The sequence below is a fragment of the Spirulina major PCC 6313 genome (genome assembly GCF_001890765.1).
In the GTDB taxonomy this organism is placed as follows: domain Bacteria; phylum Cyanobacteriota; class Cyanobacteriia; order Cyanobacteriales; family Spirulinaceae; genus Spirulina; species Spirulina major.
Map to the genome: position 1 here is coordinate 1,036,488 of NZ_KV878783.1, position 26,390 is coordinate 1,062,877.

Consider the following 26,390-nt stretch of genomic DNA (forward strand, 5'->3'; position numbering starts at 1 on the left):
TCGGAATAAATGGATGGTTGCTGTCAGGATGAGGGGCGGTACGGGAGATGCCGCCTCATATTGCGTTACAAAATGTCATGGTGTTTAAGGTACTTCTATTATGCCGTCTCCTCTTAATTGTGAACAATATGCAGCGATCGCAAAACCCTTACTAGATTTAAGAAAGTTTTTAACTCTGCCTGAGCAAAGTGTCTCGATGGCACAAAAACGCTTCGTGGTGATCAAACAAGTATACCAGACTACAATTTTGCGCCTCGATCTGGAACGCCTCGACCCTCAATCGCGGTCGATTGTGACGGAACTGCACCGCCTGATCCGGTTATTAGAGACCCAATTGATGTTTTTAAAGTCGGCCCGCACGGAGGCAGCGATCGCCCTCCGTCAACAGCAAACACTAGAACATTTGAATCATTTTATTCAACTCCTGGAACAGTTTGACCCGGCTCGATCCTGAGGGTCAAATTCTCTCAAAATCGCCCCCAGATTAAGGTAAAGTGAAGAACGTATCGACAAATCATTACATTTACTTTTTATTTAGCAATGCCAGAAGCTGTTGGTGTCATTGAAACCCTGGGCTTTCCTGCCATTTTGGCCGCAGCCGATGCCATGGTCAAAGCAGCAAGAGTCACAGTGGTCTGGTGTGATAAAGCCGAAAGTGGTCGATTTGTCGTCGCCATTCGGGGCCCAGTTTCTGAAGTCAAAACCGCTCACCCTGCCGGCATTGAAGCAGCGGAGAATGTCTACGGCGGGGAGGTGCTGACCTATTACATCGTGCCAAACCCGCCGGAAAACGTCGTGTCGATTTTACCCATTGACTATTCTGAAGCAGTCGAACCATTCCGATGAGACAATGGGGCGGCGGTACAGCATTGTGGCCTTGCACTGTTCAGGGTTTTAACCATTTTTCAGTTATCTATAATCACAGGAGTAACGAATGCCAGAGGCAGTTGGATCATTAGAAACAAAGGGGTTTCCAGGGGTATTGGCCGCAGCGGATGCCATGGTGAAAGCCGGACGAGTAACCCTTGTGGGCTATATCCGGGTGGGGAGTGCTCGGTTTACCGTTAATATTCGGGGCGATGTTTCGGAAGTGAAGGCCGCCATGGATGCCGGAATCGCAGCGGTGGAAAATGCCTACGGTGGGGTGTTGGAATCCTGGGTGATTATTCCCCGTCCCCACGAGAATGTTGTGTCGGTGTTGCCGATTGATTTTAATGAGTCCGTCGAATCGTTCCGGGCGGCGGTGAATACACCCCGTGTGTTTAGTACGGGCAGCAACCGTTAAGGTTGGCACGATTTTTTCAACAGTAACCCCAAAGAGGAGCGATCGCCGGGCGATCGCTCCTCTTTGGCTCTGGAGTATCCGGGAAAAATCCCCCCTAAAATGAGTAGCATGCGCCCTCAACAGCCCGAATGAACCCACGGACATTCCGTCACAATCATGCCCTTCAACCGGTGGCACGACTCAACACCCGGATGCGGTGGCTGGGATCGGTGTTGAGTCTTATGCTCTTGGGGGGCTGCTACCATCGACCCCCAGCCGCAGAGCCGGAGTTTGTCGATGTCGCGATCGCCGTGGCAACCGAAAACGGCCGAGCAGCAAGGGAAGACGATCCGCCTCAGTTTGTGCGTTGGGTGGGGGAATTTGGTGAATGGGGCTGGGGGGAGGGCAATTTTCGTAGCCCCAGTGATGTCACCCTGGATAGCCGCGATCGCATTCTCGTCGCCGATACCGCCAATCACCGCGTCTCCATTTTCAATTCAGAGGGTAAATTCCTCAAACACCTCGGCACGAAAGGCGTTGAACCGGGTCAATTTCGCGCCCCTTCCAGCTTGGCAATTGACAGCAAAGGACGGGTGATCGTGGCGGATACGGACAATAATCGCATCCAAGTGTTTAGTCCACAGGATGAACTCTTGCTCGAAATCGGGGCAGCGGGTTTTGGCGATACAGAATTTCTCCATCCGGGCGGGGTGGCGGTGGATGCCGACGATCGCATCTGGGTGATGGATACCGACAACCGCCGCATTCAAGTGTTGAGCGCAAAGGGCAATTATCTCTACACCGTGGGCAGTGGTGGCGTGCGTCCGGGGCGGTTTCTCCAGCTAGACAGCGTTGATTTTGACCCCAAGGGCAATGTTCACGCCACGGACAGCCAAAAAAACACGATTCAAGTGTTTGGCGATCGCGGCACATTCATCGAAACCTGGGGCGAATTTGGTCAAGAGTTGGGGAAATTTTCCTTCCCAGCGGGCCTGTCCCTTGATGAAGACGGGCGGTTTTGGGTCGTGGATAGCCACAATGACCGTATTCAAGTGATGGGGTGCGATCGCCGTCCTCTTTTCAGTTTTGGCAAGGCCGGTTTAAGATCCGGTCGGTTCAATCGTCCCTTGAGTGTCAGCGTCAGTCCCGACGGCCAAGTCCTCGTCGCCGACACCAAAAACCACCGCATCCAACAATTCAAAATCCTTAAGTTACCCCCCTGCTCATCTCCTTCTGAACCAGAATGATCTCGTTTTATAGCGGATTGCGAAAAGATGAGAACGCGACTTCCCCCTTTAAAAGGGGGATTGAGGGGGATCTTTGCACCGCAATTTTATGAAAACCGCTATATCCAAAGTCTTGAAAGACTGTAAATCGGTCATTTTTGTAGCATTGATTGACTAGATTTTGTATACACATGCAGTTGTGAAGTAACAAGTTGTCGTGCATCACTCGGCGGCGACCAAACCTGATCAAATTCACCCCAGGGGGTGGCAATGGGCGGGGCTTGTGGGGGGCCAATTTGGGCGATCGCACAGATCGCCCCTTCTGATTGATTTCTCGACGAACCCAACTGATTTGATTCATTTTCAACAAAAACATGCTGCAAGTGGGGCATCGCTCCCGGTTGATCTCGCAACATCGTCCACAGGGGATATTCCCACACATCCGCCCCCATCCAAAGTCCAATGCGATCGCAGCCTGTTTGGTGTAAATAGGTCGCGGTTTCTTGATAACTCGCGGCATAGGGCAGCATCATAAAATATTGTTCTTGGCGGGGAATCGTGAAAATATTGGCACGCGACGCGATCGGTTTCGTTTCACTCCACAGCAGCCAAAAGCTAGAGGAGGCTAGTAATAAAAAGCAGAGATACAGCGCAATCCGACGTTTAAAATAATCATCCATCACAACACCGACAACGGGAGCAATGGCAATAAACAACGGCAAATGTAAACGACTATGCCACAGTTGCCATTTCAACACCCCGCAAAACAGTAGGAATCCTCCAGCCACTGCACCACCATATAACAGCACAATTTTGTCTTGCGTCCATCTTGGTTGGAGATGGATACATAGTATTAACAAAATAATGATCAGTAGATAAACATGCAAGGGATTCCCTGCCGTGTTTTCAGAGGTTGAAAATACAACATTAAATGATGAATTGTCCCAGGTGAGACGGGGATCATTCGCAGAAATACTGATTTTTTGATGAATGGAGATAATGAAATTTTGAATAGGAATAATGGTTTCGTAAGAAATAGGTAAATGGAGGGCAATATTTTTAATGACATTGGAGAGAATAGCGAGGGGGGTGAAGCTTTGATTAGTGGCAATGTCATCACCCGTAAAAAATACTGATCCAAATGCAGCAAGATTGCGTCCGTAATGCCCCAGATTAATGACAAAGGGAAGGACAAGAAACGCAATTTTTGGGGTGCGAAAAATTCGCCAGTGGCGGATGAAGAGGCTGAGAATGAAGGGGAATGCGAAGAGATAGCCGGTGCTTTTGGTGAAGAAAAGGAATCCGAGGCTGGTACTGAGGCGAAGGAGGAGGGGCAAGGTGAGGCGATCGCGCTCCATCGCCACAAGGGTGAAGTAAATAAAACACACCAACCAAAACCCGCAGAGATAGTCATTTTTGGTGCTGGTGGCTTGCAAGATGCCCATGGGCAGGGTGGCGACGAAAACGAGGCTGTAGACTTGGCCGCGCCGACTCGCGCCGAGGTGCTGGGCAATTAGGGACACGCCGACGAGACAACCGATCGCACTCCACCATTGCACGAGGTTTAAGGCGCGATCGCTCCCCCACAGGGCGTAGAGATGGAGCATGGCATATTCTGCCCCTGGGGGTTGGTAGAGTTGGCGCAGGTTGGCGGTGGGGTAGTGGGCGACGCTCCCCTGCTGGAGCCAATGCATGATCCGGGGCAGGTGATAGGTCATGGAGTCCCAGGTGTTGGGCGGGGCGATCGCCGCCATGATCCCCAACAGCAGCAGAATCAACCCAACCCCACCGAGGAGAACGCGCTCTTCGAGGTCAAAGGGTGCAACCGGTATCGGGCTGAGGGGCTGCCGAGGTCGTCTCGTTCCCCAGAGATAGGCTCCGAAGCCCAAGCTAAAGAGAACCCAACTGAGGGCGATCGCCAAGGGGGTTAACCTCCTAACCAGACTCAGCACCTCCGTGCTGAGGATGACCCACCCAGTCACCAGGAGGGCCAGATCCAGAAAACCCTGCCGCCCAGGGTGCGATCGCGTCCCCATCAACTTCAGCCAGAGTGTCGTGAACAGAGATAACCCCCTCACACAGGCTTAACTCTCGGTGTAGTCTAGGTGATCAAAGTATCTTTAGACTTGTCTTCACCCAAGGGGGGCAGGGGGCGTTTAGCACGTCGCCGTCCTTGTTCATCAAATTCGCCCTCTTCGATGCGGATTTGGATTTGAGGGCCAGAACTCGCAAGGCGAATAATAATGCCATCGGACACCGGAATTTTAGTGATTCGCTTGCCGTCAATATAGGTTCCGTTGGCCCCTAGATTGACAACTTCCCAGCCTGCATCGCTACTGGGGCGAATTTCCACATGATGTCGAGAAACAACAGCACTGTAGAGAATGACTTCATTATCCGTGGATCGACCAATGCGGATCACGGTTTCAGGATCAAATGTCCAACTCTGTACAGGGACAGCCTGAAGAGGATGGAGCAAGGTTAAAATAATGACGGCTGTGGAAAGGTTCACCTCGGCATTCGGGTTATCTTTTAACTCTTCGGGGGCATTGGAGTTCATAGAGCTGGTCCAAGTGCTTAACATCCTAAGTTCCAAGTTTACTCTGCTCACCCCATCTGTGGATAACTTGTGATGCTCATCGAATCATACGCTAATCCGGCTTCACAGACATTGTTCGGATTTCGGGACGAAATGGCTAACGCCAACGATGGCAAGAACAGATTGAGAAGAATAACGGGATTAAAGTTTACCGGTGAAGGATGACTCAGTGGTGAGAATCTAACGTTTAGCAACGGCATCAATGGGTTTAGGATGACACTAAAGTTTGATGGAGTCAAAGCATGGTGTTAGATTACTTCCCCATCTTACTGTGAATTTGTCCGATTCTGATGAGGTGCTACCTCCCCCCACCCACAAAAACCAGAGCACCCCATTCTGGAACGAATGGTGATGCTCTGAGGTGGGCGATCGCACCGCCGAAGGTCAGGCGTTAGAGCACGCCAGCATTGGCCAGGCCGAGGATTAAACCGGCTCCGAGAATATGCCCAAAACTAGCGGTGGCTAAGAGTTCAGGAAACCCAAAGTTATTCCAAAGACCGGGTTTGCTGGTGGGTAGGGAGGGGCCTTGACCCGGATTTTTGATCGCAAAGCGGCCAATCGCGATCGCTAAAACGTTACATAAAATCATCGTCAAGGCAACGTTGGTATTCCAAGTAATGGTGGTGGCCGTCAATAAAATAGGCATCATTTAAATCGTCCGTTTGTAATCGTTGAGACAGCTTGACACTCCCCGCGAAGACAGCGACGGAGATTCTTGGTTCATCGACCGGACTTAACCGAGCCGGATTGCTCCAACCCCGCCAGAGGTCTAATCTCCCCAAGCGTATAACTTCCCGTGTGCCCCACGGTAGTTAGTCCTAGGCGCAGCATACAAACCCGCTTCACTATCGACTCAGCCTGATGCCGATCGCAGACTAACCCTTTCACCTTCAAGTCTTCCTAGGCGACCAAATCGTTAGATTGGATGACGCAGTAGGCAATCCGCCCACTCATTACGCTGCCTGCTTACCCTTAAATGCTTCCAGGCCTGTCGGTTTTTAGCCTTGTGATAGTTCCTGGACGTTTGAAATCCAAGATAATCAGCCTAACACGACTGTCCCAAGGAGGGCGACTTAAGTCGCTCGTGTCGTCTTTCATCCCCGCAATCAATTGACGGGGCTTTCAGACTCCCGCACTATTTTTGTAAACTGTGGAAACTATACGCAGAATCGGTCGCGATCGCTGGATAGGTGCGATCTTTAGTAATAAAATGAAACCCTTGGATACAAATCTTTAACATCAGGGTTGGGGACAAAAATACACCATGGCGAAGCAAATCCGGATTAAAATCTGTGGCATTATGCAGCCTGAACAGGGGGAAGCGATCGCGCATCTAGGAGCCGATGCCCTGGGTTTTATCTGTGTTGCAGCCTCGCCCCGCTACGTCACCCCCGCCCAAATCCAAGCGATCGCCCAGACCATCCCCCCGGACATTGAGCGGATTGGAGTGTTTGTCAATGCTGCCCTAGGGGAGATTGGCCACGGGGTGACGGTGGGCAAGTTAACGGGGGTGCAACTCCACGGGGACGAATCACCGGAATTTTGTCGGCAACTGCGTCAGGTTTACCCCTCGGTGACGATTTGGAAGGCGGTGCGGGTGCGATCGCCGGAAACCTTAACCACCTTATCCGCCTATTTGCCCCGCGTAGATGCCCTGTTACTCGATGCCTATCACCCCCACCTCTACGGCGGCACAGGACACACCCTCGATTGGGGAAGTTTACAAACCTTCGCGCCTCCCTGTCCGTGGTGGTTGGCGGGGGGCTTAACGCCGGAGAATGTGACGACGGCGATCGCGCAACTCCGTCCCGATGGGGTGGATGTGTCGAGTGGGGTGGAGCGATCGCCCGGTGACAAAGACCTCGATCGCGTCCGGCAGTTAATCCAAGCAGTGCGCCACGGGAGCCGCCGGGATGATTCACCCTAGGGCGGTTTGGATTTGGGTTTGGATGGCGATCGCGTCCTCTTCGGATTGGGCGGCGATCGCATAGCCCCACCGTCCCTGATCAACCTGAGCCGTATGGGTCACAATCACCCCGCCACCTGCGTCAGAACGCGGATACAGCCACGGCGTTAACCGTTCCCATAACTGTGGGAGCGATCGCACCGCACCACTGTCCGCCCCCGCCACACTAAGCAGCACCCAAGTTGCCAAATAATTCTCCCCCCACAACCACCGCCCCAGATCATCTAAATGCGTCCCCCCCGTGCGCCGCGCATTCACCTCAAGCAAATACAATTCCCCACTATCGGCCACAATACTGTCGAGATCAAAATGGCCCTGATAGCCCTGGGCTTGGAGGTGGTGGGCAATCTCGAACCCGGCTGCCACCAAGGGGGCGTACCAGGGTTGAGTGTGAGACTGTCGGCTCAACAATTCCCCACAATAGCGACCTGCACCGCGAAACACCTGCTGCCCCACTTGGGTTAAGCGCGGTTGACCCCCGCCCAAGGGAGGAATGACAAATTCAGCAGAGGGGGAAAGGGATTGAGCCGAGGGAATGCAGGCTTCCACAATCCAGGGGAGAGGTGGGGTTTTGGGGCTGTCGGCAAGGTGGGAGAGGATGGCGGCTTGGCCCCGCAGATGGCCAAAGCCGAGGAAACCGGTATTGGGTTTAAGGATCACGTCATGACCTTGGGCGGTGAGGGTGTGGATCGCGGTTTGGGCTTGGGCGGGGGTGGTGCAGGGGATGCCGGGGGGCATTTGGTCGAGGAGATGCGGGCAGTGGGCGGCGAGCCAGGTACGGAGGCCAATTTTTTGTTCAATTTGGTCAGAAAGGGTGCGATCGCGGGGACTTTCAGGCAGAAAAACGGTGAGGGATTGGGCGCGGAGGGCGGCGGCGAACCGCAGCAGGGCGGGGGTGGTGCTGTAGGGGATGAGTTGAACGGGGCGATCGCCAATGTAGGCAAGAACACGCTGAAACAGGTCGGGGGAAGATGCGATCGCATCACAAATCCGCGTCGTTGGGTCGGGCGGGGCGAGGATTTCGGTGTGGTGATAGCCTAAGCGGGCCACCATGGGGGAGGGGGTGATCGGCCGTTCAAGCAGGACAAGTTTGCGATCGCCCCACCACCATAAACACCGTTCCCCCGCCGCCTGCACCCCCGCCACCAACAACGGATCACAGGTGGCCAAAAACTCACCATAGGCTTCACAGGCATTACTAATCACCACCGTCGCCAAAGCATCGGAATTTGGAGCAGGAGTCATCATGGAAGTGGAATCATTCGCAGCGCAATTCATTACAGCACCTTAATCCGAGGACAATTCAGAAGAGCCTGAGGGATCAGATTCCGTCGTTTTGGGGTCAGTATCTACGGGTTGAGCGGCACTATTGCGGCGACGGCTGCGAATTTCCTGCGCTTTCTTTTGGAGGTCTTGAAAAAAGTCAGAGTCAACAATTTCTTTTACCTGTTTATTGCGTTTAACTTCGTCAATTTCGATCTTCAGTTCGGCAACCTGTTCCTTGAGTTTTTCTTCCCGTTTCCGAACCTTACTCACCATCAATTCAAAGACCACCGCCAAGCGGCCAATTTCATCCGGAAAGCGAGCATTATGAAATTGTTTTAAATCGCGATCGTAGTCCCCTTCTCCGATCGCATTACTCACATCCGTTAACGCAATAATCGGCTTCGTGAGAATATCAGACACCCCATAGATCAAAATAAACAACGAGCCATAGGTCACCACAAAGGCAATGACAAAACTATTTTGGATTTGACGTTGCAAACTATACACATAATCCGCTTCAATATCCACCCCCAACACCCCAATAATCGTGCCGTCTTTATCTTTGAGGGGAGCGTAGGCCGAAATCCAACTGCCCCATTCATCGTTGTATAGATCGCGTTCGGTTAAGACTCCTTCTTCAAAGGTGCGCCGGGAAGCCTCCGAAGGGGTGTCAGAATCCAGGAAAAGAAGGGCGCGATCGGGGTTGTATTTCCATAATGAATCCACAAGATAGATGATTTCTAGATCAGTGGCTTCGTCTTTGATTTCACCAATGCGGCGATTGGTCTTAGGGTCACCGAGAATAAAGCTATAGGGATAGACGCGGGGTTCAAGGCGGTGGACGGTCTCAAACCAGTCCATTTGGTTTTGATAGGCGGGGGCATCGGAATAGCCTGTGGAGTTGCGTTTTCCGACTTGATAGAGTTGCAACAATTCCGGCACATCAACGCCCTCGACCGCTCCTTCTGTGGTGTTGCGTAAATCGGCTTTTAAGCGTTCGATGGCGCGGGTGGTGGTGAAGCGATAAAACCAATAATATGATCCTGAAAAAACGAGGGCAAATACGAGGGTAAACCCGACCATGATTTTCCAGCGCAGGCTTAAAAATCGGGGGGTTGCGGATGATGGGATGGCGGTCATGGCTTCACTGCGGCGGTCTACTAAAAGTCAAGTTTGTCGAGGACACTCCGGTTGCGCTGACGGCGTTTGAGTCGCCAATTGAGCATACTGGTGTCGTAGACGTTATTCATTTGTAAGACAGCCCAAAATGCAAGACCTGAGACGGCGATCGCTATTCCAGTATAAAGAAAAGGCAACCCTATTTTCCGTCCGATCAACACCATGCCGCCGGTGATCAAGGCCCCGACGATCGACCCGATCGCAATTAAATAATTGTCCATAAAGAGGCTGACGCGGCCGCGCCGTTCTTCGGGGACGAGGCCTTGGAAGGATTTGCGGGCGGTGTCGTCAATGCCGTATTGGGCGAGTTTTTGGAGGGTGAGGGCGATGGTGCTGGTGGTGAGGGTGGTGAGGGTGGTGAGGAGGGTGAGACCCGCAAGGTTACAGAGGGGCAGGATAAAAAAGATGCGTTTGAGGCTGAGGTGTTTGATGATTTGGGATGTGCCGAGGCCCTGGAGAAGCATGAGGGCAAACATCCGCAGGAAGGCAAACCCGCCGAGAAACATTTGATAGTTGCCGCTGTTTGCGAAAAAGCTTTTGGATTGATCGTAGAAGTTAAATTCCATGACGATTTCACAGAAGCTCATGGCCAAGATGGCGAGGGTGAGATAGCGAAAGGCGGGGACTTCGCGGACAAATTCCCAGCCTTCGTTGAGGGTTTCTTGGAGGGTTTCGGGGTTTTGTCGGGTGCGGCGGATGGTGAAGTGGGAAAATTTGATGATCAGGAGGATGCCGATGTAGAGCAGGACGTTGAGGAGGAGGAGGTCTTCGCTGCGGGCCTGGGTGAGGCGGCTGAGGGTGGGTTGAGCGATCGCCACGCCAATGCCGAGAAAATTCCCGAAAAATCCCCAACTGGCCAGGGTGGAAAAAATGCGTTTGCTCTGGGAAATGTTGAGCACATCGTTGGCGAGGAGCCAAAAGACGGTGGGGAAAAAGAGATATTGCTGTTCTGAGATTAGATAAAACAGGGAGTAGTTTAACCAGGACGGCATCCCGACCCAAAAGGAAATCCGGAGCACGAGAAAGGCCCCGCCCAGGCCAGCGGCGACCCAGGCAATGAGGCGATCGCGATCAAAATTGTCAATGAAAAGTACCTGAAGGGCCGTCAGGGCGATGGAAATGGTGTTACTGAGCACGATTAAGATCAGAAACTGGGGAGCACCCGTCACACTGAGAAAATTACTCAAGGACGTAATTTCTGACATTTTTTGCGCAAAGGCATTGCCCGACAGGATAAACCCTAGGGTGAGCACGAGGCCCAACTCGCCAGCCCGCAAATTCCAAACTCGGTTTAAAAATTGATTCACCATACGTGACTAGACAAGATCATCAAAAAGCCCTGATTGTGATCGTTTACGAGTGTGACGGCCCGATTTCATGACAAAACAGGGATGGTAATGAATTTCTTGGGCGTGGGGTTTGGGGGTGATCAGGCCCTGCTGTACCAAACTGTTGATGAATTGGGTGGTGTCATTGGGGGTCATTTGCATGTGATCCATAACGGCATGGAAGGGGGCCGATCGCTGCCGAATCAACCAACTGAGGAAGGTTCGATGTTGATCCGGCAGTTGAAGGAGATCAAAAAAACTGAGGCGTAGGGGGGTAACGGTGGAGGTGATTGAAAGGGTGCTGATCGCTTGGCTGAGGGTGGTGAGATTTTGATAAATGGGGTGATGGGTGAGGTGGGTGCAGAGGGTTTCATGGGGGCCGAGAGTGGCGATTTCGGCAGTCCAGGGCAGAATGGCGATCGCATCTGGACGATAGATTTGTTGCACTTGGGCGCTGAGGGCGTGAAAGGAAATCGCATGGGGGGCTTGGTTAATCACCAGGAGGATTTGGGGGACTTCCAATTGACGAGCGACATCAACAGCGATCGCCGTTTGTTGAAAATCATGCTCATCAATCCCCGACACAAACAGCACCATATCGCACAGAGCCAAAATCGGCAGGGTCTCTTGATCCAACGGGCTATTCAACTCCACCCACAGATAATCTAGGGGGGACGGCGTTGAATAGCCATTGAGATGTTGACTGAGACGTTCGAGATTCGGCAGCGGGTGCGGTAGCGGATCTAGCAGATGCAAGGTGTCTAGAATTGTCGCATCGGCGGGGAAACGCGCCTGGATCGACTGCTCCGCCGGTTGGTCAATGATCCCCGTATGATAACCATTCTGGGCCATCATCATCGCTAAATTCACCAAGCAGGTCGTTTTGCCGATGCCATGTCGAAACGAGTGAACCGCGATCAGGATAGACATAGGCCGACAGAGCAGAAACGTGGGATCATCGCAATCATAACAAACGAGCCTCCCGGTTTTCGTGAGATATGCCCCGGACAATCTCCCGTAATGCAATGGAGCCGATGCCCGAAGTGGCCGCTACGGCGTAGACACAAACCCATCTCAAGAATGGACATCCTCGCTCGATCCCCCTGCCCCTCTTAAAAAGGAGAAAAACCTGTCTACTTCTTCCCTAACAAGGAGAAAAACCTGTCTACTTCCCCTTTTTTAAGGGGGATTGAGGGGGATCAAACACAGACGAGGTGAACACTGGCACGTTATGTATAAGCCGTAGCTAGGCGGCAGAGAGAGACGCTCCGGAGACAACGCCATGATAATACTGTTGCAACTGTCGGGTTGCCGCTGCCCAGCCCCAACGCTCTGCTTCAGCGCGAGCTTGTGCCCGTAGATGTTCCCGCTCAGTGCTGGCTGCGAGGAGGCGCTGGGTGGCGGTGATTGCTCCGTGGGGATCAGCCGGGTCGAAGAGATAGCCGTTTTCGCCATCGGTGACAATGTCGGGAATGCCGCCGGAATTGGCCGCGACGACGGGGCAGCCTGCCGCCATTGCTTCGAGGAGGACGAGGCCGAGGGTTTCGGTGCGGGAGGGGAAAATAAAGGCATCGGCGGAGGCAAAGGCGGAGGCGAGTTCCATGCCTTGGAGGTAGCCGACGAAGTGGGTGGCGGTTCCGGCGAAATGGGTTTCGAGGGTGGCGCGATGGGGGCCATCGCCGACGATCGCTAAACGCGCAGCGGGAATTGCTTCGAGGACGGGCTTGATGGTTTCGATCTCTTTTTCCGGGGAGACGCGACCGACGTAGAGCAGGAGGGGGCTGTCGGGGTGGCCGCCGGAGAGGCGATCGCGCATTTTCACCGTCGCTAAACTCGGCTGAAACATCTCCGTATCTACGCCCCGCTGCCACAGTTGCACCCGTTCAATGCCGTGGCTGGTGAGTTCGTTCACCATCGCGCTAGAGGTGCAGAGGTTGAGTTGGGCTTGGTTGTGGCCCGCTTTCAGCAGTTCCCAAAAGAGGCCTTCTAAGGCACCAAAGCCGTAGTGATGGAGGTATTGGGGCAGGTGGGTGTGGTAGGAGGCAACGAGGGGAAGATTTAAAAGTTTGGCGTAGTAAATCCCCGCCAAGCCCAGCACAGCGGGATTGACCACATGGATTAGATCCGGTTGAAAGTCTTCGAGGGACTGGCGGATGGTGGGGCGAGGCAGCGCGATTTTCAACTCTGGATACATCGGCAGCGGAAACGCCGAAAGTCCCTCAATTTTTGCCCCTTTATGCTCTTTTAAGCCGCCATCGGGGCAGAAAATCAACACCTCATCACCGGATCGCTGGAGGTGGTCGATCGTGTGGCGCAGACGAGTGACGATCCCATCAATTTTGGGTAAAAAGGTTTCGGTAAAGAGGGCAATGCGCATACAGGGTTCAGAGTCATGGTTTGGATGGCTAGCTGCTATTATTTCATCTTGTTTCGCCCCTGGAACATTTTTTTAGCGGTGCGATCGCACCGTCCCGGCGGCCCTCAGGAAGGGCCGCCGGACTCAACCCCAGACTGTTTAGCAACCGCCCCAGGGTGACAGGACTCTGAGTCATTGCTGACAGGCTTAGGTGGGAGAGGAGGTCAATGATAGAGTGAGGGATGTTCAATGACCCCCACCTGGCATCCGCCGAGGTGGGGGAGTGACCGGAGATAACCCGGTCGTAGCTGCGAATAGGCCACCAAGGTTAGTACGGCAACACTTCCGGTTGCTTCTCTAAATCGGATTATTTGTAAGGCCCTGGAATCTCAGGGAGTGGGTTCAGCCCAGAAACACCGTACTCACTGGCTGAAGAGACCTGTAGTTTTGGAATTATCTTCCATGCAACGCATCCCAGTCCAAAACCCTGATGGTACTCCTGCCATGCCCACTAAGAGTAGTCGCGCTCAACGGTGGGTAGCGCAGGGCAGAGCTACATGGGTGAAAACCAATCTACGGATCAAGGCAGTGCGCCTAAAAGCGGAGCCATCGGGTCGTAATACCCAGCCCATCGTGGTCGGGCTCGATCCCGGCAAACTCTATTCAGGGATTGCCGTTCAATCCGCTCAAGCGACATTATTCCAGTCCCACCTAGAACTCCCCTACCCCAGGGTGCGTGAACGGATGGATCATCGCAGAATGCTACGGCGTTCTCGCCGCAGTCGGCGGATTAATCGAGAGTTACCCTTCCAGCTACGAAATCATCGCCAAAAGCGATTTAACAACCGTAAACAGCAGAAAGTGCCCCCCAGTATCCGAGCCAACCGAGACCTAGAGTTTCGAGTTGTTCAGGAGTTGTCCCAACTATTCCCCATTGCCACCATTGGCTACGAGAAAGTTCGCGCCGACGTGGACTTAACCTCAGGTCGAAAGGGAGCAAAATCTGGGCAAAGTTTCTCTCCGGTCATGGTGGGGCAAGCCTACGCCATTGAGAAAATGGAGCAGATTGCCCCCGTCTACACTCGCTACGGGTGGCAGCAGGATGGCAATGGCACCGCTCAACTTCGCTCTACCCTGGGATTGAAGAAGTCTCAGGACAAAGCAGAACAAATTCCCCAAACCCATGCGGTAGATGGTATCGCTTTAGCCTGTGGATATTTCATCGAGTATCGTCCCTTCCACCGGAAACGCAGTCACGGTTATCTTTGGTTTGGAGAGGTTAAGATTACATCTGCCCCATTTGTGGTGATTAAACGGCCACCCATCAGTCGCAGGCAACTGCACCTCATGGTTCCCCGTAAAAAGGGTCTACGCCGCAAATATGGGGGCACAGTAACCCGCCATGGATTCCGGAAGGGGGATCTAGTGCGGGCTGAGATGGCAGGTCGCGTCTCGGTGGGCTATGTGAGTGGGGATACGACTCGGCAAGTTTCTGTTTCTGAGTTCACTTGGAAGCGTATTGGGCAGTTTAGTGCTGCCAAGGTTGAGCTACTCTATCGCGCCACGGGTATTTTGGTCAGTTGCCCGCAGAGATTGTCAGTCAGTGGGGCATTTAACCCCGCTGCCTGACGCTTGTTTCCTCCCCCACCTGCGGTGCGAGGTGGGGGTTTCCACAAGGAGTTTTTGATGAAGTCAGAAACACTGGGCAAACAAATAAACCATTGTGCAGAAGGTAGAACCAGCGAATGGATGATGTGATTACACAAGCGCAGCAGGGCAGCATTGCCGCGATCATTCAGATTTTGAATGAAGCACTGATCGAACGCGGGGTTAGAACGCGAGCAGTTTTGGCAGATGGCGTTTTGCAAATGCTGTGCGAAGCCGGGACAGATCTTCAGCTTGAACAAGCAACCCTTGTGCCCAAAATTCGCGAAATTCTCGAAGGCATTGAACCGCGCCATATTCGGCGGGTGAATATTTGTAGTCGCATTGCCCAGGAACAGCAATTGATGTGGCTCGAAGACATGGCAAAAAATCCCGACAGCCATCTGCTCTGGTCAGAAGAAATTGTATTGCAGCGTCCGAATTTGTGGCGGCGATTGCAGCGCGGACTCACGCCGTCCTCGCTGCCCCCATCCCCAAAACCCCCAGTGGCGTTGAATGTGCCGGTGATGCGCTCCGGTCTGCCGCCGATGCTGCGCAATAGTATCGGGTTGGTGATTCTTTGTGGGGTGAGTTTTGCGGCGGGGTTGGGCTATCAGTATTGGCGATCGCAACCCATCTCCACCACCGCAACGCCCCCCTCAACCCCCGTCGCCGCCCCACCCAGCCCCACCCCCACCACCATCCTCGTCTCCCCCAGCCCCACCCCAGCGAATGACAATGATCCCTTTGCGGCGGCGGTGCGTCTGGCTGAGCAAATGTCGCGGGCGGGTCAAACGGCCGAAACGGCGAGCCAGTGGGCAACCTTAGCGGAACAGTGGCAAGTGGCAGCGAACCTGATGAAGGCCGTCCCCCCCGATCATCCCCGCTATCCCCTGGCCCAAGAACGCGCCGTCACCTACGAACGCTACAGCCAAGTTGCCCAAGACGAAGCCACCACCCGTCAACCGAACAACTAACCCCCACAGATTCCCCAACCTGTGCCGAAATGCCATGGGCTTGTTAGGGAGATACAGTATAACAGTAGGACTTGGATTCCAGTAAATTCACTGAGGTGGCGGAATGCGCCCTAGGGAATCTAAAGATCGATCCATTGGGCATACTTTACAGGGGAACATGGGATAAACGTAATGACAAGATTTGATGTGCAACAACTGGGTCAGGTCATTCTCCAGCAATTGAGCACGACCCAAGAGCCGGAGCAACAACTTGACCAAATTGCTCAGGTTTTGGGTCAACAGTTAACCGCCCAAGCCTGTTTATTACTGCCGCCCCACGATCGCCAAGCCGGTCTTGAGGGCTATTGGTGCGATCCGGCGATCGCGATCTCCGATGCTGCCTATCAACAATTGCGCCAACGGAATCCCAGCGTGCAGCGTCCCTATGCAACGATTCAAGAACTGCCCCTCAATGCCGGGGGGGTGGTGCGATTTGCCCATCAAGCCCCCGATTGGCAGTTGCCGTTACCGGCGGATCAACAGGTGACGCTCTTCAACATGGTGGCGATCGCCCTCTCGCACCTGCAACTCCAAACGCAACTTCACTGGCAACACAACATCCACGAACTTTTTGAGCAACTCTGTGAAGCCATTCGCAAAACTGACGATGTAGATGATCTCTTTCAGGTCACCCTGTCGGAATTGGGGCAATTTTTGAAGATCGATCGCAGCTTTGTGATGCTCTTGAAATATAAAAACCCCCTGGCCCGCGAACCCTTTCGCCAAGCCACCGGCAGCATTGTCAGTCGGTGGCAACTCAATCAGACAATTCCGGCGATCGCCGCCGTGAAAGCATGGAATTTGCCCGATGACCCAATCTGTCTCGAAGCCTGGCACAACGCCCCCCATGCTTCGGTCTTTTTCCATCGCGATCGCACCCCAATGCCCTCCTCCACCGACACCTTCCTCAACTGGTCTGCCTTCCCCACCCTCCTTCTCCTCCCCCTCCTCGGCTCCTCCCAAGGCAACGAAAGCAAACGCCTCGTCCTTGGCTTCATTGGCTTCCAGCAAACCCAACGCCACCATTGGACCAGTGCCGACCTCGCCATGTTGCGCTGGGTCAGCACCCAAGTCAGCACCTCGATCATCCATCACAACACCCTCAAACAAGTCAAACTCCTCGTTGATAAACGCACCGCCCAACTCAAAGGCAGCCTCGAAGTCCAAGCCCGCCTCTACGAAAAAACCCGCCAACAAGTTGAACAACTCCGCCAACTGATCGAACTCAAAGATGAATTTCTCGACTCCGTTAGCCACGAACTCCGCACCCCCTTAACCAGTATGAAAGTGGCGATCAAAATTCTCCGCCAACCCCAACTCACCCCCGAACGCAAAAGCCGCTATCTCGACCTCCTCGAACAGGAATGGCAACGAGAATATGACCTCATTCAAAATCTCTTAAAACTCCAGCAATCCGAATCTCAATCCCTCCTCATTTCCCTGCAAGACCTCGATTTAGTCGAATTTCTCAAGCCCTTAATTGAAGCCTTTGAACAACGGTGGCGGAGCAAAAAACTGCGGGTTAATGTTTTCCCCTCCACCACTCCGTTTATCGTCTGCTCCCATCCTGAAGGGTTAGAACGAGTGATCAATGAATTGCTCACCAATGCGGGGAAATATTCCGCCGCCAACACCACCGTTGATATTGAAATGGGCTTTGAACAGGATCAAATTGTGATTGATGTATCTAACTATGGTGCAGGCATTTCTGAAGCGGATCAAGCACGTATTTTTGATAAATTTATGCGGGGCCAAGGGGTGACCCAGCAGGGCATCGCCGGGACGGGGTTGGGTTTGGCGTTGGTGAAAAGTTTGGTGAAACATCTCGGCGGCGAAATTGCCGTCCAAAGCCAATTGGCAACGGATGAGGCGCTTGGCAAAACCTGTTTTACCCTCTCGCTACCGATTACGCCCACCCCGAATTCCTTTACCTCCGACCCGCCGGTATCCAGCTAACCTGGTTGACTGACTTGATCGCCCTCACCTCCAACCCCTCGCCCAGAGGGCGAGGGGAGCCGATCCATTTTTCCAGTTCCCTCTTCCCTAGGGAGAGGGCGTTCCGGGATCTGGCTAATTTTGTCAGTCAACCAGCTTCCTCGCTGGCTCAGGGGATGTGGTGCAGAATCTGTTTAACGTTGTTGCGAATGGCAACGGCGGAGGCTTGGAGGGCGAGGAGTTCGGCCTCGGTGAGGTCAAGTTCCAGGATTTGGGTGATGCCGGTGTGGTTGAGCCAGCAGGGGACACCGACGAACAGGTCGCGGATGCCGTATTCACCGTCGAGATAGGCCGACGCTGGCATCAGGTGGGGGGTGGGTTGGGCGATCGCCTTCACCATGAGCGCCGCAGCCGAGGCCGGGGCATAGAAGGCGCTGCCGGTTTGATAGAGCTTCACGAGTTCCGCGCCACCGTGGCGGGTGCGTTCAATTAGGGTCTGGATGCGATCGCTGGGCAGCAATTCCGTCAGGGGAACGCCGCGCACGGTGCAGTACCGCGCCAGGGGCAGCATTAAATCGCCATGGCCACCGAGTACCAGCGTTTGCACATCACAACTGGCCACGTTTAAAGCCTGGGCAATGAACTGTTGCAGCCGTGCTGAATCCAGCATCCCCGCCATCCCTATTACCCGCTGGGGGGGGAGTTGGGTGGCGTGCCAAGCGGCGTAGGTCATCACATCGAGGGGATTGGTGATCACCAGCAGGAGCGCGTTGGGGGATTGGGCGATCGCTGCCTTGGCCGCCGTGGTGACAATCTGGGTATTGCTGCTGAGGAGGTCATCCCGATCCATGCCGGGCCGACGGGGAAACCCTGCCGTAATCACCACCACATCAGCATTTTGGGTGTCGCCGTAGTCATTGGTGCCGATTAGGGTGCAGCCATGGCCTTCGAGGCCTTGGGCTTGCATCAGATCGAGGGCGATGCCTTGGGGCAACCCTTCCACCACATCGAGCAAAACCACATCCGCGATCTGATTTTCCACCAGACGCTGGGCGAGGGTGCTCCCGACGCGACCCGCGCCAATCACGGCCACACGTGGCCAGGGGAGATGCGATCGCAACGACTCCGACCCTAGACTCTCCATGGTGTTCATTCCTCAAGGAAATACGATTGGGGGCAATTCCCCCCGCGCCGCTATTCGGCCAATTCCAACTGTTCCACCTTTAACCACATGCCAGGGGTGGGCACGTAAAATTTCACAAAAGCGTAGTCGCCTTCGAGTTCCACCACTTCCCCTTTACTCTCAAAAAGATAGGACGGGAAGCGAGCATCACTCGCAGTCGCTTCGAGACTGCCGACCAATGCGTCACGCACAGCGCGGACGAGAGAACCCCGTTTAATTTTGCCTGCCATAGATTTTCCTTGTGTGTACGGTTCAGGGTGGATTCAGGATCAGATCGGATTCTGACCGTTGGGCCGCCATCAGCCCTTGGAGCGTCAGTGCCTGCCCTTGTTCATTGTGGCACAGGCCGGGGTGTGGCGGAATTACCACGGCGTGCCGATCATCGTGAAGGTGCTCCAGTAGTACGGATGGGTGAAACTTGCGCCTTCACTCTCCACGAGGGCAGCGGGGAGGGGGACGGTGCGATCGCCCACCTGTAACTGTCCGTCCTGGGATTGCACCCGGTCGCGCAGTAGGGTTAACTGGGCCTGACGGAGGGCTTCGGCTTTAATCGAGGCGGTTTGCAACTGGCTATAAAAGCTCGTCATAAAGCCCAACGTCCCCAGGTCGCTAATCTGCCACAGGCTACCCACCGCCGTCTTCACCCCCGCCAGCACCGCCAACCCCGCAAACCCCAATTCCGCCTCCGTATCCCCTAGGGCCGTCTGGCAGGCACTCAACACCATCAATTCCACCGGTGGATCGTTTAACCCCAGTTGGCGCAGTTCATCCAACCCCAGCCGTTCATTACCCAGTTGAATGTAGGAGTCTTGGGGCGTGCCGGGGCTGAAATTACCGTGGGTGGCGAGGTGAATCATGCCGTAGGGGGTGCGTTGACGGGTGGATTTGAGGGCATCGCTGGTGAAGTCTTCATTTTTTAGGGATGTGCCCTGCCAGAGTTCACTCGTCAAGAGTTCCACCTCTGTGCCTGCTGCCGGGAGGGCCTCGTGATCGTCGAACGTTTCGGCCCCCATCGCCAACAACCCTAAACCATTGATTCTGACGTAACTTAAATCGCTTAACGCCATGCTGGGCATGAGGCTGAGGCTATAGTCTTCAATTAAAAAGCGATCGCCATTGTGAAACGCGGCCACGGGGAGCGATCGCAGCCCATCATCCAATAAAAACGTTAGGTGATGAATCTCCGCCGCCTCAATATCCGCCACCACCGGTTCAATCAGCCAGCGATGGAGTTGTTGCGCCGGACGCAGATACGCCTGATGTTCCAGCGACTGCACCGATCGCCGAAACTGCCCCGCCACCCGCAACACCATTTGTCGTGTCGCCGGGATGGCCCGCACAATCGGATCACCCGTGGGCAACACCAACATCACATAAAGCTGATCCGTATCTTGGGGTTCAACCCGCGTCCCAATCGGCGGCACAAACAACCCATAGAGCAAGGCCGGTTTCACCCCCGTCGCCGCTTCCACATTGCGCAAACTGGCCTGAGCTTCCGCCAGGGTCATCACCGTTTCAGCGGCTGATTCGTCCCCATCATTGCCATCCCCATTGCCATCCCTGTTACTCGTGTTTAACCCACTAAAGGCACTGGTATCGCCGCCTGCCTGGGTTGCACTGTCTCCGTCTGCGTTACTCCGTCCCCCGATGCCCGCCTCGCTCCCGTTGGTGGCATTAAAGCTCGCCGCCGCCACGGGGGAGGAACCGGAGGAAGACCCACCGGATGCGATCGCACCGGCCGCATCCCCTGACCCCGACGCAAAGTAGGCATTAAACGAGGCTGTAAAGGATTGCTCTGCGGTGGCAAACGAAACCGCGCTCATTTGAGACGAACCGCCCCCACCGCCAGCGGCCACCATCACATCACTGCTGCTGGGGGTGTTGGCGGCGGGGGTGAGATCGTTGGGGCTGATGGCGGTCAGGTTGGGGGCTGTGGGGGGCGTTGCTGCCGGGGCCGGTGCGGTGGGAGCCGTCGGGACGGGGTCCGGGTTGGTGGTGGGTGGGGGTTCGAGAAGGACGGGAGTATCGGCGTAGATGTTGATCGAGCCGATGTTACGACCCGCAAAGGTTTGATTGGGGAGGAGGGTGCGATCGCCCGTCGTAATCGCGCCCGCCGTGCCACTTTTTGTCACCCCAGATCCTAGGGTGAATGTTGGATTCGCCTGCCCGGTTTCGTAAGCGATCGTCACCGAACCGGGACTACTGCCGATCGCGCTAATGCTTGCCGTCAAACCATCCTGAGCCGTAAACGTACCCGTCACTTCCAACTGCTTACGGGAGGTGATCAGCACCGCGCCCCCGGCCCCCGTACCACCTTGGGCATTAATCGCCGCTACGGTAATATCACCCTCTCCCGTCAGCGTCACATTTCCCCCCGTCGCCCCGCTCGAACTATCGAGAATACCCGCCGCAATGTTTTGCACCCTGGGCAAGGTCATGGTAATCGCGCCGCCGTTGGTGGTGACGTTGCCCAAGGTAATGCGGTTATTGTTATCAATGGTGAGGTTGCCGCCGTTGGTGGTGATGTCTTGGGTATTGATATCGCCCCGCGTACCGTTATCTGTGTTCGATCGCAACACGAGATTTAACGGATTGCCCCCGGCAGTGATGGGATTCCCGTTCAACGTGATGTCATTATCCGCCCGGAGGGTTAAGGTACGATTCGCCCCAAATCCCGTTGTATCTAAGCTGGCTCCCGCCTCCCAAATAATTTCATCGGAGACTTCCAGGGTGAGATCGTTGGCGAGTAAGAGGGTGCGCAGATTATCCACACCAATCTGTTGAGCGCCGCTGTCTTCTTGGGGGTCTAGCCGTCCCCCACCCCAAATCAAGGGGTTATTGTTCCCTAATTCTGCTGGGGCGGTGGTGCTGCCTGCAACGATGGTGATAATCGACGGGTCGAGGAGGAGTGTGCCGACAGTTCCGAGGGGGGCGATCGCGCTCACCTGCCCATCAAACACCAAGGTTTGATAGCCGCTCACCTCCACAAACCCCCCATCGCCGCCGAAAGTTCCCCCCTCGGCCTCAATCTGCCCGAAAAACTGGGTTGTGTCATCCGCCCAAACGATCGCGCTGCCCCCGTCGCCCTGGTGATGGGCAGTGACGTTTAACATACTCGCCGCATCCACCGCCGTAAATTGTGCCGTTGGCAGCGGCCCCAAGCCGCGATCGTCACCCCCAACGCGAATCCTGCCGCCGCCAAAGTCTCCCGACGCATCCAGATCCGCCCCGAAGAGACCGACGCGATCGCCCCAAACTTGGATCGCCCCCCCAATGCGATCGCGCACATCCAAACGACCGGACACAATCGCCAGCGCCGGATCGAGGCTGAAGGGTTGGCCCGTGGCCCTGAGGGTGACGGTGTTGGGGGTGGCCGTCATGCCGAGATCGAGATCCGAGGCCCCGGTGAGGAGGGTGGGGAGATCTAGGGGAGCGATCGCGAGAATGTCGCCGCTGGGGGTGCGGGGTGGGGTGAGTTCGAGGCTGAGGAGGTGGCCCGGTTGGGACAGGCGGATCAGGCTGCTGTGGGGAACGGATGCGATCGTAATCTCCCCCCCTGATGCCGTCAGCGTCCCGGTATTGATCACCGTCGTGCCGATTAACCCCAACTGCTGACCCGGATTAACCTGTAAATCCCCCGCGTTAATGATCGCACCCCCCTGGGTCAAGTCAAACGCGAATTGATTCGGATCGCCCCCCAACTGCCCATAGTCCGCCGCCCCGATCGCATCGAACCATTGGCCATTGCCAAACCCGATCCCCGTCGCCGTCGTCGCGATAAAATCCCCCGGCACATTGAGCCGCGCCCCCGCGCCGAACAATAACCCCGCCGGATTCATCAGGTACAGATGCGGACGACCGCCCAAGACCTGGATCAGCCCATCAATCTGGGACGGACTCCCCCCCACTACCCGCGCCAAAATATTCCGTAGTTCCGCCGTCCCCACAAACGTAGCGATTTCTCCGGAGTCCAGCCCGAAACGCTGTAGACTGTGGAACAAATTTATCCCGTCTGCGGAAGTCTGACCACCGGTAATTGTATAGGTTTGGTCGTGAAACTGAACCTGAGTGCCGGTGCCATCGGTGGCGGGAATGATGGATTGCGCGATCGCCCTCGGTAAAGGCACACCCCACAATATCAGCGCGATCGCACTGGAGTAAAAACGCGCTAATTGCATTTTTATCGTTAAAAATTATCTAATTAATCTTGTCTTGTTAATTCGATTGCGAATGCGAAAGATGGACACTGATTGCCTCAGTATCTCGCACCCTGATTGTCTTTAACTTTAATCACAAAAAAACATTACAATCCGCCCAGCCTAAGCCTGATATTGGCTGCCATCGGGCATCGTCGCCCCCGTCCATTCCACCCAGGTTAGCGTCGCCGTACTCAGTTCCGCCCGCACCAAATTCGCCCGCGTTAAATTCACCCCCGTCATATTGGTGCGCGCACAGTAGGTTTCAATTAGTTCCGCTTCCGTCAGGTTCGCATTTTTTAAATTCGCCCGACTGAGATCCGAGCGATTGAGGCGCACCCCCGTTAAATTCGCCCCCGACAGATCCGTCTTGGCCATCCGCGCATCGATCAACAACGCCCCTTCTAAATTGGCTTGGCTTAACTGCGCCTCCGGCATCAAGACCCGCTCCATCCGCGTCTGTTTCAAGATCGCCCCAGTGAAATCCACACCGCTGAGATTCGCCTCAGACAAAAACGCCCCGCTCAAGTCTGCCCCGCTCAAATCCGCCCCGCTTAAGTCTGCATTGCGAAAATTCACCTCCCGCAAATTCGCCCCGCTCATATTCGCCTTGGGTAAATCGGCCCCTTTCAAATTGGCCCCTTGCAAGTCCACATTACAGAGAATCGCCCCGGTCAAACTGGAACTATAGATGCGCCGCTCTTCGCGGAGGTTGGCCCCCCGTAGACAAGCCCCCGTCAGGTTTGCGCCGCTCAGGTTTGTGCCCCGTAAGTCCGCTTCGATCAAGTTGGCATCAAGGAGGGTGGCGAGGGTGATGTCCGCATTGCGCAGGTCGGCCCCTTGGAGGCTGGCCCCGTGGAGGTCGGCATTGTGGAGGCTGGCACTGGTGAGGCTGGCTTGGTTGAGGTTGGCCCCGCTCAGTTTAGTGCCGGTGAGGTTGGCTTTGCGCAGTTGGGCACGGCTGAGGTAGGCGAAGAGCAAGGTCGCGCCGTGGAGGTCGGCTTGGGTGAGGTTAATCCCGATTAGGTCGGCGTTGGTGAGGTTGAAGCCGCTGAGGTTGGCGCGGGCAAATTCGGTTTCACCGGCGGCGTAGCGATCGCACAATAGGGTTCTGAGGTCTTAAAAGGTGGGGGAATAGAAGGGCTTGAGGGCTTTGGCGATCGCTTCGGCGGCCTGCATACTTTCATCGGGCGCGTCTAGTTGTTCCGCTGTCTGACAGAGTAATTTCACCAGTCGATCCCAGATCGGATAGGCATCGTAGAGCGCCCAAAGCAGATCATCAAAGGGTTCCGTGCGCAGGTTTGACCATTCATGGCCCCCATGCTCAAACTTATGATGCACCGTCGAATATGCCAAAATCTTCGCCCGCAACGGATTCGCGTATTTCATCACCTCTAAGCGCACCATGTAGCGATCGTACTGGGGTTGCTTGAGGGCGGGGGATTGCAATGCGCGGGGCGGGGTGGCGGGGGTGAAGTTGGTGCTGGACTGTAACTCGTAGGCAGTGGTGATGCCGGGAGTGTCGGCCAAAAAGTCCAGGTTCGGCAGTTCGGAAAGATCGTCCCAATCCGGGGGAGACAGCGTCGTTTGGATCATGACCTGAGTGGCATTATCGGCCTGGTTAACGGTGGGGTCGGAGGCCGGGGCGGGGGTGGCTTGGTACAGCGGACTCATGTGCTGGACAATGATGGCGGCGATCGCTTGATATTCTGAGGGACGGCTGACATGATTCGCGACATGGTGTAACGCGCTGTGGATGTCTTCGAGGGTGGGATAGTCGTGGTGCAGTTGCCCTAACAGTTGGGGGAGATCGAGGTTAAACAAAACCTGAGGCTCGCTTTGCCATTCGTTGTAGTTTAAGCACCACAGCATTTTCCGAATCCGCAGGTTTTGATCGGTATGGCTGAGGTTATGGGCGATCGCTTTCATTAACGTTTCGTCCCCCTCAACCGGTCGGGCCAGGGATGGCAGGGGTGAAAACTGGGTCGTGTCGGGGGTGAAATTTGTGCTCGCTTCGGAGCCGAAGGCCGTATCGCCCTCGTCGGCTAAGGTTTGATAGAGGGGGTGGAGGGTGTCGAGAATGGTTTCCGCGAGGCGGGAATATTCGCTTTTGCGATTGAGTTGCTTCACCACCGCAAACAGGGCTTGGGTCAAGGCATCAAAGTTGGGGTATTGATTGTAGAGATCTTTGATCAAACCGGCGATCGCAATGTTTTCGATCAAGGCGCGATCGTGTTCCCAGCGTTGAGTACAGGCGCAAAACATCAATTTGCGGATGCGCAACGCATTCCCATGATGTGTTAGGGATTGCGCGATCGTCTCTAGCGAAGATTGTACCGATACCATTCGACCCACCTCATTCACATAACACCCAACTTATCCTAGATCAACTCCCACGAGATTAGGGGTGATGCAACCCACACAGCCCCCGGAATTCCCCCTAGTCTTCTGAAGCCAAACCAGCCGTCGAGGGTTCGAGTTGAGGCATGGCAATTAAATTATCATCGACGATCACAATCTGCCCATGCTCCCGCAACCGCCCCATCAACCGCGTCACCGTCACCCGCGTCGAACCGATCGCACTCCCTAAATGGGCATGGGTCAAGACAAAGGGCAACCGATAGCCACTTTCCCACGGCTCACCACATTCCTCCATCAACAGAGTCAATACCCCGATCAGGCGATCGATCGTGCGACGTTGGCCCAGGGTGCTCAACCATAGAAGTTTGCGCTGATGTTGGTAGCGAAACGCCGTCAACACCTCGCGCTGAATATCGGGCCACCGTTCTAGATCTTGCCAATAGAGCCAAATCACTTTGGTGTTGTCCACATGGGCATAGGCCTGAAAATTAAACGGCGCATGGGCAACAAATTCAAAGGGCAATCCTGCCCGCACAAACCCTAAAAACGTCTCTTCCGGTTCGCTATCCGCAATCACTCGGTTGCCTGTGGTTGGCTGGGCACTACCCATCAAGCGAATGGCCCCCTGCTGGACAAGATAGAGCAGCCCCGGACGGGCGGGAATCATTTCGTCGCGGGTAAAAATGCGATCGCGGTAATGTGTTGTGGCCCAGTTACAGAGCAACTCCCATGGAATAGAAGGACACTCAATTTCGGTTAGGGTAACAGGTACTGACATGAATTTTCGGAACGGTGATAGTGAGAAAAGCGAACGAATTGATCACAGATGTATGAGGTGCAACCAACCCCGAAGAGTAGTGTACAGGGACAA

The 26,390-nt window shown here is 54.8% G+C and carries 23 protein-coding genes; 9 read left to right on the plus strand and 14 right to left on the minus strand.

What is annotated here, in order from left to right; all coding sequences use genetic code 11:
• Window positions 1-100: 100 nt before the first annotated feature.
• The 4 genes from patD to SPI6313_RS04560 all read left to right on the plus strand — a co-directional run bounded on the left by patD (window position 101) and on the right by SPI6313_RS04560 (window position 2,511).
• The gene (gene patD, locus SPI6313_RS04545; protein WP_139276518.1) at window positions 101-454 is read left to right on the plus strand and encodes a heterocyst frequency control protein PatD; all 354 of its coding nucleotides are present in this window, start codon (window positions 101-103) and stop codon (window positions 452-454) included.
• 86 nt (window positions 455-540) lie between these two features.
• Window positions 541-846: a BMC domain-containing protein gene (locus SPI6313_RS04550; RefSeq protein ID WP_072619931.1), complete on the plus strand. Its 306-nt coding sequence runs from the start codon at window positions 541-543 to the stop codon at window positions 844-846.
• A gap of 88 nt (window positions 847-934) precedes the next feature.
• Entirely contained in the window at window positions 935-1,285 is a 351-nt protein-coding gene (locus SPI6313_RS04555) for a carbon dioxide-concentrating mechanism protein CcmK (RefSeq protein ID WP_072619932.1), read from the plus strand.
• Window positions 1,286-1,455: 170 nt separating this feature from the next.
• Window positions 1,456-2,511: an NHL repeat-containing protein gene (locus SPI6313_RS04560; RefSeq protein WP_175551068.1), complete on the plus strand. Its 1,056-nt coding sequence runs from the start codon at window positions 1,456-1,458 to the stop codon at window positions 2,509-2,511.
• A 131-nt stretch (window positions 2,512-2,642) separates the two neighbouring features.
• On the opposite strand, the gene SPI6313_RS04565 is transcribed toward SPI6313_RS04560, so the two are convergent.
• The 3 genes from SPI6313_RS04565 to psaK all read right to left on the minus strand — a co-directional run bounded on the left by SPI6313_RS04565 (window position 2,643) and on the right by psaK (window position 5,738).
• A complete protein-coding gene (locus tag SPI6313_RS04565) occupies window positions 2,643-4,568 on the minus strand; it encodes a hypothetical protein (RefSeq protein ID WP_139276520.1) in 1,926 nt (641 codons plus the stop codon).
• Between the two features lie 23 nt (window positions 4,569-4,591).
• Entirely contained in the window at window positions 4,592-5,050 is a 459-nt protein-coding gene (locus tag SPI6313_RS04570) for an FHA domain-containing protein (protein ID WP_084668894.1), read from the minus strand.
• A gap of 430 nt (window positions 5,051-5,480) precedes the next feature.
• A complete protein-coding gene (gene psaK, locus SPI6313_RS04575; protein WP_072619935.1) occupies window positions 5,481-5,738 on the minus strand; it encodes a photosystem I reaction center subunit PsaK in 258 nt (85 codons plus the stop codon).
• 627 nt (window positions 5,739-6,365) lie between these two features.
• On the opposite strand from psaK, the gene SPI6313_RS04580 reads away from it, so the two are divergent.
• Window positions 6,366-7,016 (plus strand): phosphoribosylanthranilate isomerase, encoded by a 651-nt coding sequence (locus SPI6313_RS04580; RefSeq protein WP_072622999.1) that lies wholly within the window; start codon window positions 6,366-6,368, stop codon window positions 7,014-7,016.
• Here SPI6313_RS04580 and SPI6313_RS04585 read toward each other — a convergent pair.
• The 5 genes from SPI6313_RS04585 to SPI6313_RS04605 form a co-directional block, all read right to left on the minus strand.
• Window positions 7,008-8,303 carry an ATP-grasp domain-containing protein gene (locus SPI6313_RS04585; protein ID WP_139276522.1) on the minus strand — a complete coding sequence of 432 codons (1,296 nt, stop codon included), beginning with the start codon at window positions 8,301-8,303 and terminating at the stop codon, window positions 7,008-7,010. The genes SPI6313_RS04580 and SPI6313_RS04585 overlap by 9 nt on opposite strands.
• A gap of 39 nt (window positions 8,304-8,342) precedes the next feature.
• On the minus strand, window positions 8,343-9,461 hold the full coding sequence (locus SPI6313_RS04590) for a HAMP domain-containing protein (protein ID WP_072619937.1): 1,119 nt from the start codon (window positions 9,459-9,461) through the stop codon (window positions 8,343-8,345).
• A gap of 20 nt (window positions 9,462-9,481) precedes the next feature.
• Window positions 9,482-10,810 carry an Npt1/Npt2 family nucleotide transporter gene (locus SPI6313_RS04595; protein WP_072619938.1) on the minus strand — a complete coding sequence of 443 codons (1,329 nt, stop codon included), beginning with the start codon at window positions 10,808-10,810 and terminating at the stop codon, window positions 9,482-9,484.
• Window positions 10,811-10,816: 6 nt separating this feature from the next.
• A complete protein-coding gene (locus tag SPI6313_RS04600; protein ID WP_072619939.1) occupies window positions 10,817-11,758 on the minus strand; it encodes a CpaE/TadZ family protein in 942 nt (313 codons plus the stop codon).
• Between the two features lie 316 nt (window positions 11,759-12,074).
• A complete protein-coding gene (locus SPI6313_RS04605) occupies window positions 12,075-13,205 on the minus strand; it encodes a glycosyltransferase (RefSeq protein ID WP_072619940.1) in 1,131 nt (376 codons plus the stop codon).
• Window positions 13,206-13,229: 24 nt separating this feature from the next.
• Between SPI6313_RS04605 and SPI6313_RS24685 the strand changes: the two genes are divergently transcribed.
• From SPI6313_RS24685 to SPI6313_RS04620, 4 genes are all read left to right on the plus strand, one after another.
• A complete protein-coding gene (locus SPI6313_RS24685) occupies window positions 13,230-13,364 on the plus strand; it encodes a hypothetical protein (RefSeq protein WP_281248356.1) in 135 nt (44 codons plus the stop codon).
• Window positions 13,365-13,646: 282 nt separating this feature from the next.
• Entirely contained in the window at window positions 13,647-14,813 is a 1,167-nt protein-coding gene (locus SPI6313_RS04610) for an RRXRR domain-containing protein (RefSeq protein WP_072619941.1), read from the plus strand.
• Window positions 14,814-14,929: 116 nt separating this feature from the next.
• Window positions 14,930-15,805 (plus strand): hypothetical protein, encoded by an 876-nt coding sequence (locus SPI6313_RS23345; RefSeq protein ID WP_072619942.1) that lies wholly within the window; start codon window positions 14,930-14,932, stop codon window positions 15,803-15,805.
• A 171-nt stretch (window positions 15,806-15,976) separates the two neighbouring features.
• The gene (locus SPI6313_RS04620; RefSeq protein ID WP_072619943.1) at window positions 15,977-17,800 is read left to right on the plus strand and encodes a GAF domain-containing sensor histidine kinase; all 1,824 of its coding nucleotides are present in this window, start codon (window positions 15,977-15,979) and stop codon (window positions 17,798-17,800) included.
• Between the two features lie 148 nt (window positions 17,801-17,948).
• Here the strand turns inward: SPI6313_RS04620 and mdh are convergent, their stop codons facing one another.
• The 6 genes from mdh to SPI6313_RS04650 all read right to left on the minus strand — a co-directional run bounded on the left by mdh (window position 17,949) and on the right by SPI6313_RS04650 (window position 26,297).
• Window positions 17,949-18,932 carry a malate dehydrogenase gene (mdh, locus tag SPI6313_RS04625; RefSeq protein ID WP_072619944.1) on the minus strand — a complete coding sequence of 328 codons (984 nt, stop codon included), beginning with the start codon at window positions 18,930-18,932 and terminating at the stop codon, window positions 17,949-17,951.
• 41 nt (window positions 18,933-18,973) lie between these two features.
• Window positions 18,974-19,192, minus strand: a complete 219-nt coding sequence (gene ndhO, locus SPI6313_RS04630; protein ID WP_072619945.1) for an NAD(P)H-quinone oxidoreductase subunit O — start codon at window positions 19,190-19,192, stop codon at window positions 18,974-18,976.
• Window positions 19,193-19,324: 132 nt separating this feature from the next.
• The gene (locus tag SPI6313_RS04635) at window positions 19,325-23,140 is read right to left on the minus strand and encodes a CHAT domain-containing protein (protein WP_072619946.1); all 3,816 of its coding nucleotides are present in this window, start codon (window positions 23,138-23,140) and stop codon (window positions 19,325-19,327) included.
• A 141-nt stretch (window positions 23,141-23,281) separates the two neighbouring features.
• Window positions 23,282-24,262 carry a pentapeptide repeat-containing protein gene (locus SPI6313_RS04640; RefSeq protein WP_072619947.1) on the minus strand — a complete coding sequence of 327 codons (981 nt, stop codon included), beginning with the start codon at window positions 24,260-24,262 and terminating at the stop codon, window positions 23,282-23,284.
• 15 nt (window positions 24,263-24,277) lie between these two features.
• On the minus strand, window positions 24,278-25,504 hold the full coding sequence (locus tag SPI6313_RS04645) for a hypothetical protein (RefSeq protein ID WP_139276528.1): 1,227 nt from the start codon (window positions 25,502-25,504) through the stop codon (window positions 24,278-24,280).
• Window positions 25,505-25,598: 94 nt separating this feature from the next.
• Window positions 25,599-26,297 carry a Crp/Fnr family transcriptional regulator gene (locus SPI6313_RS04650; RefSeq protein WP_072619949.1) on the minus strand — a complete coding sequence of 233 codons (699 nt, stop codon included), beginning with the start codon at window positions 26,295-26,297 and terminating at the stop codon, window positions 25,599-25,601.
• Window positions 26,298-26,390: the final 93 nt, after the last annotated feature.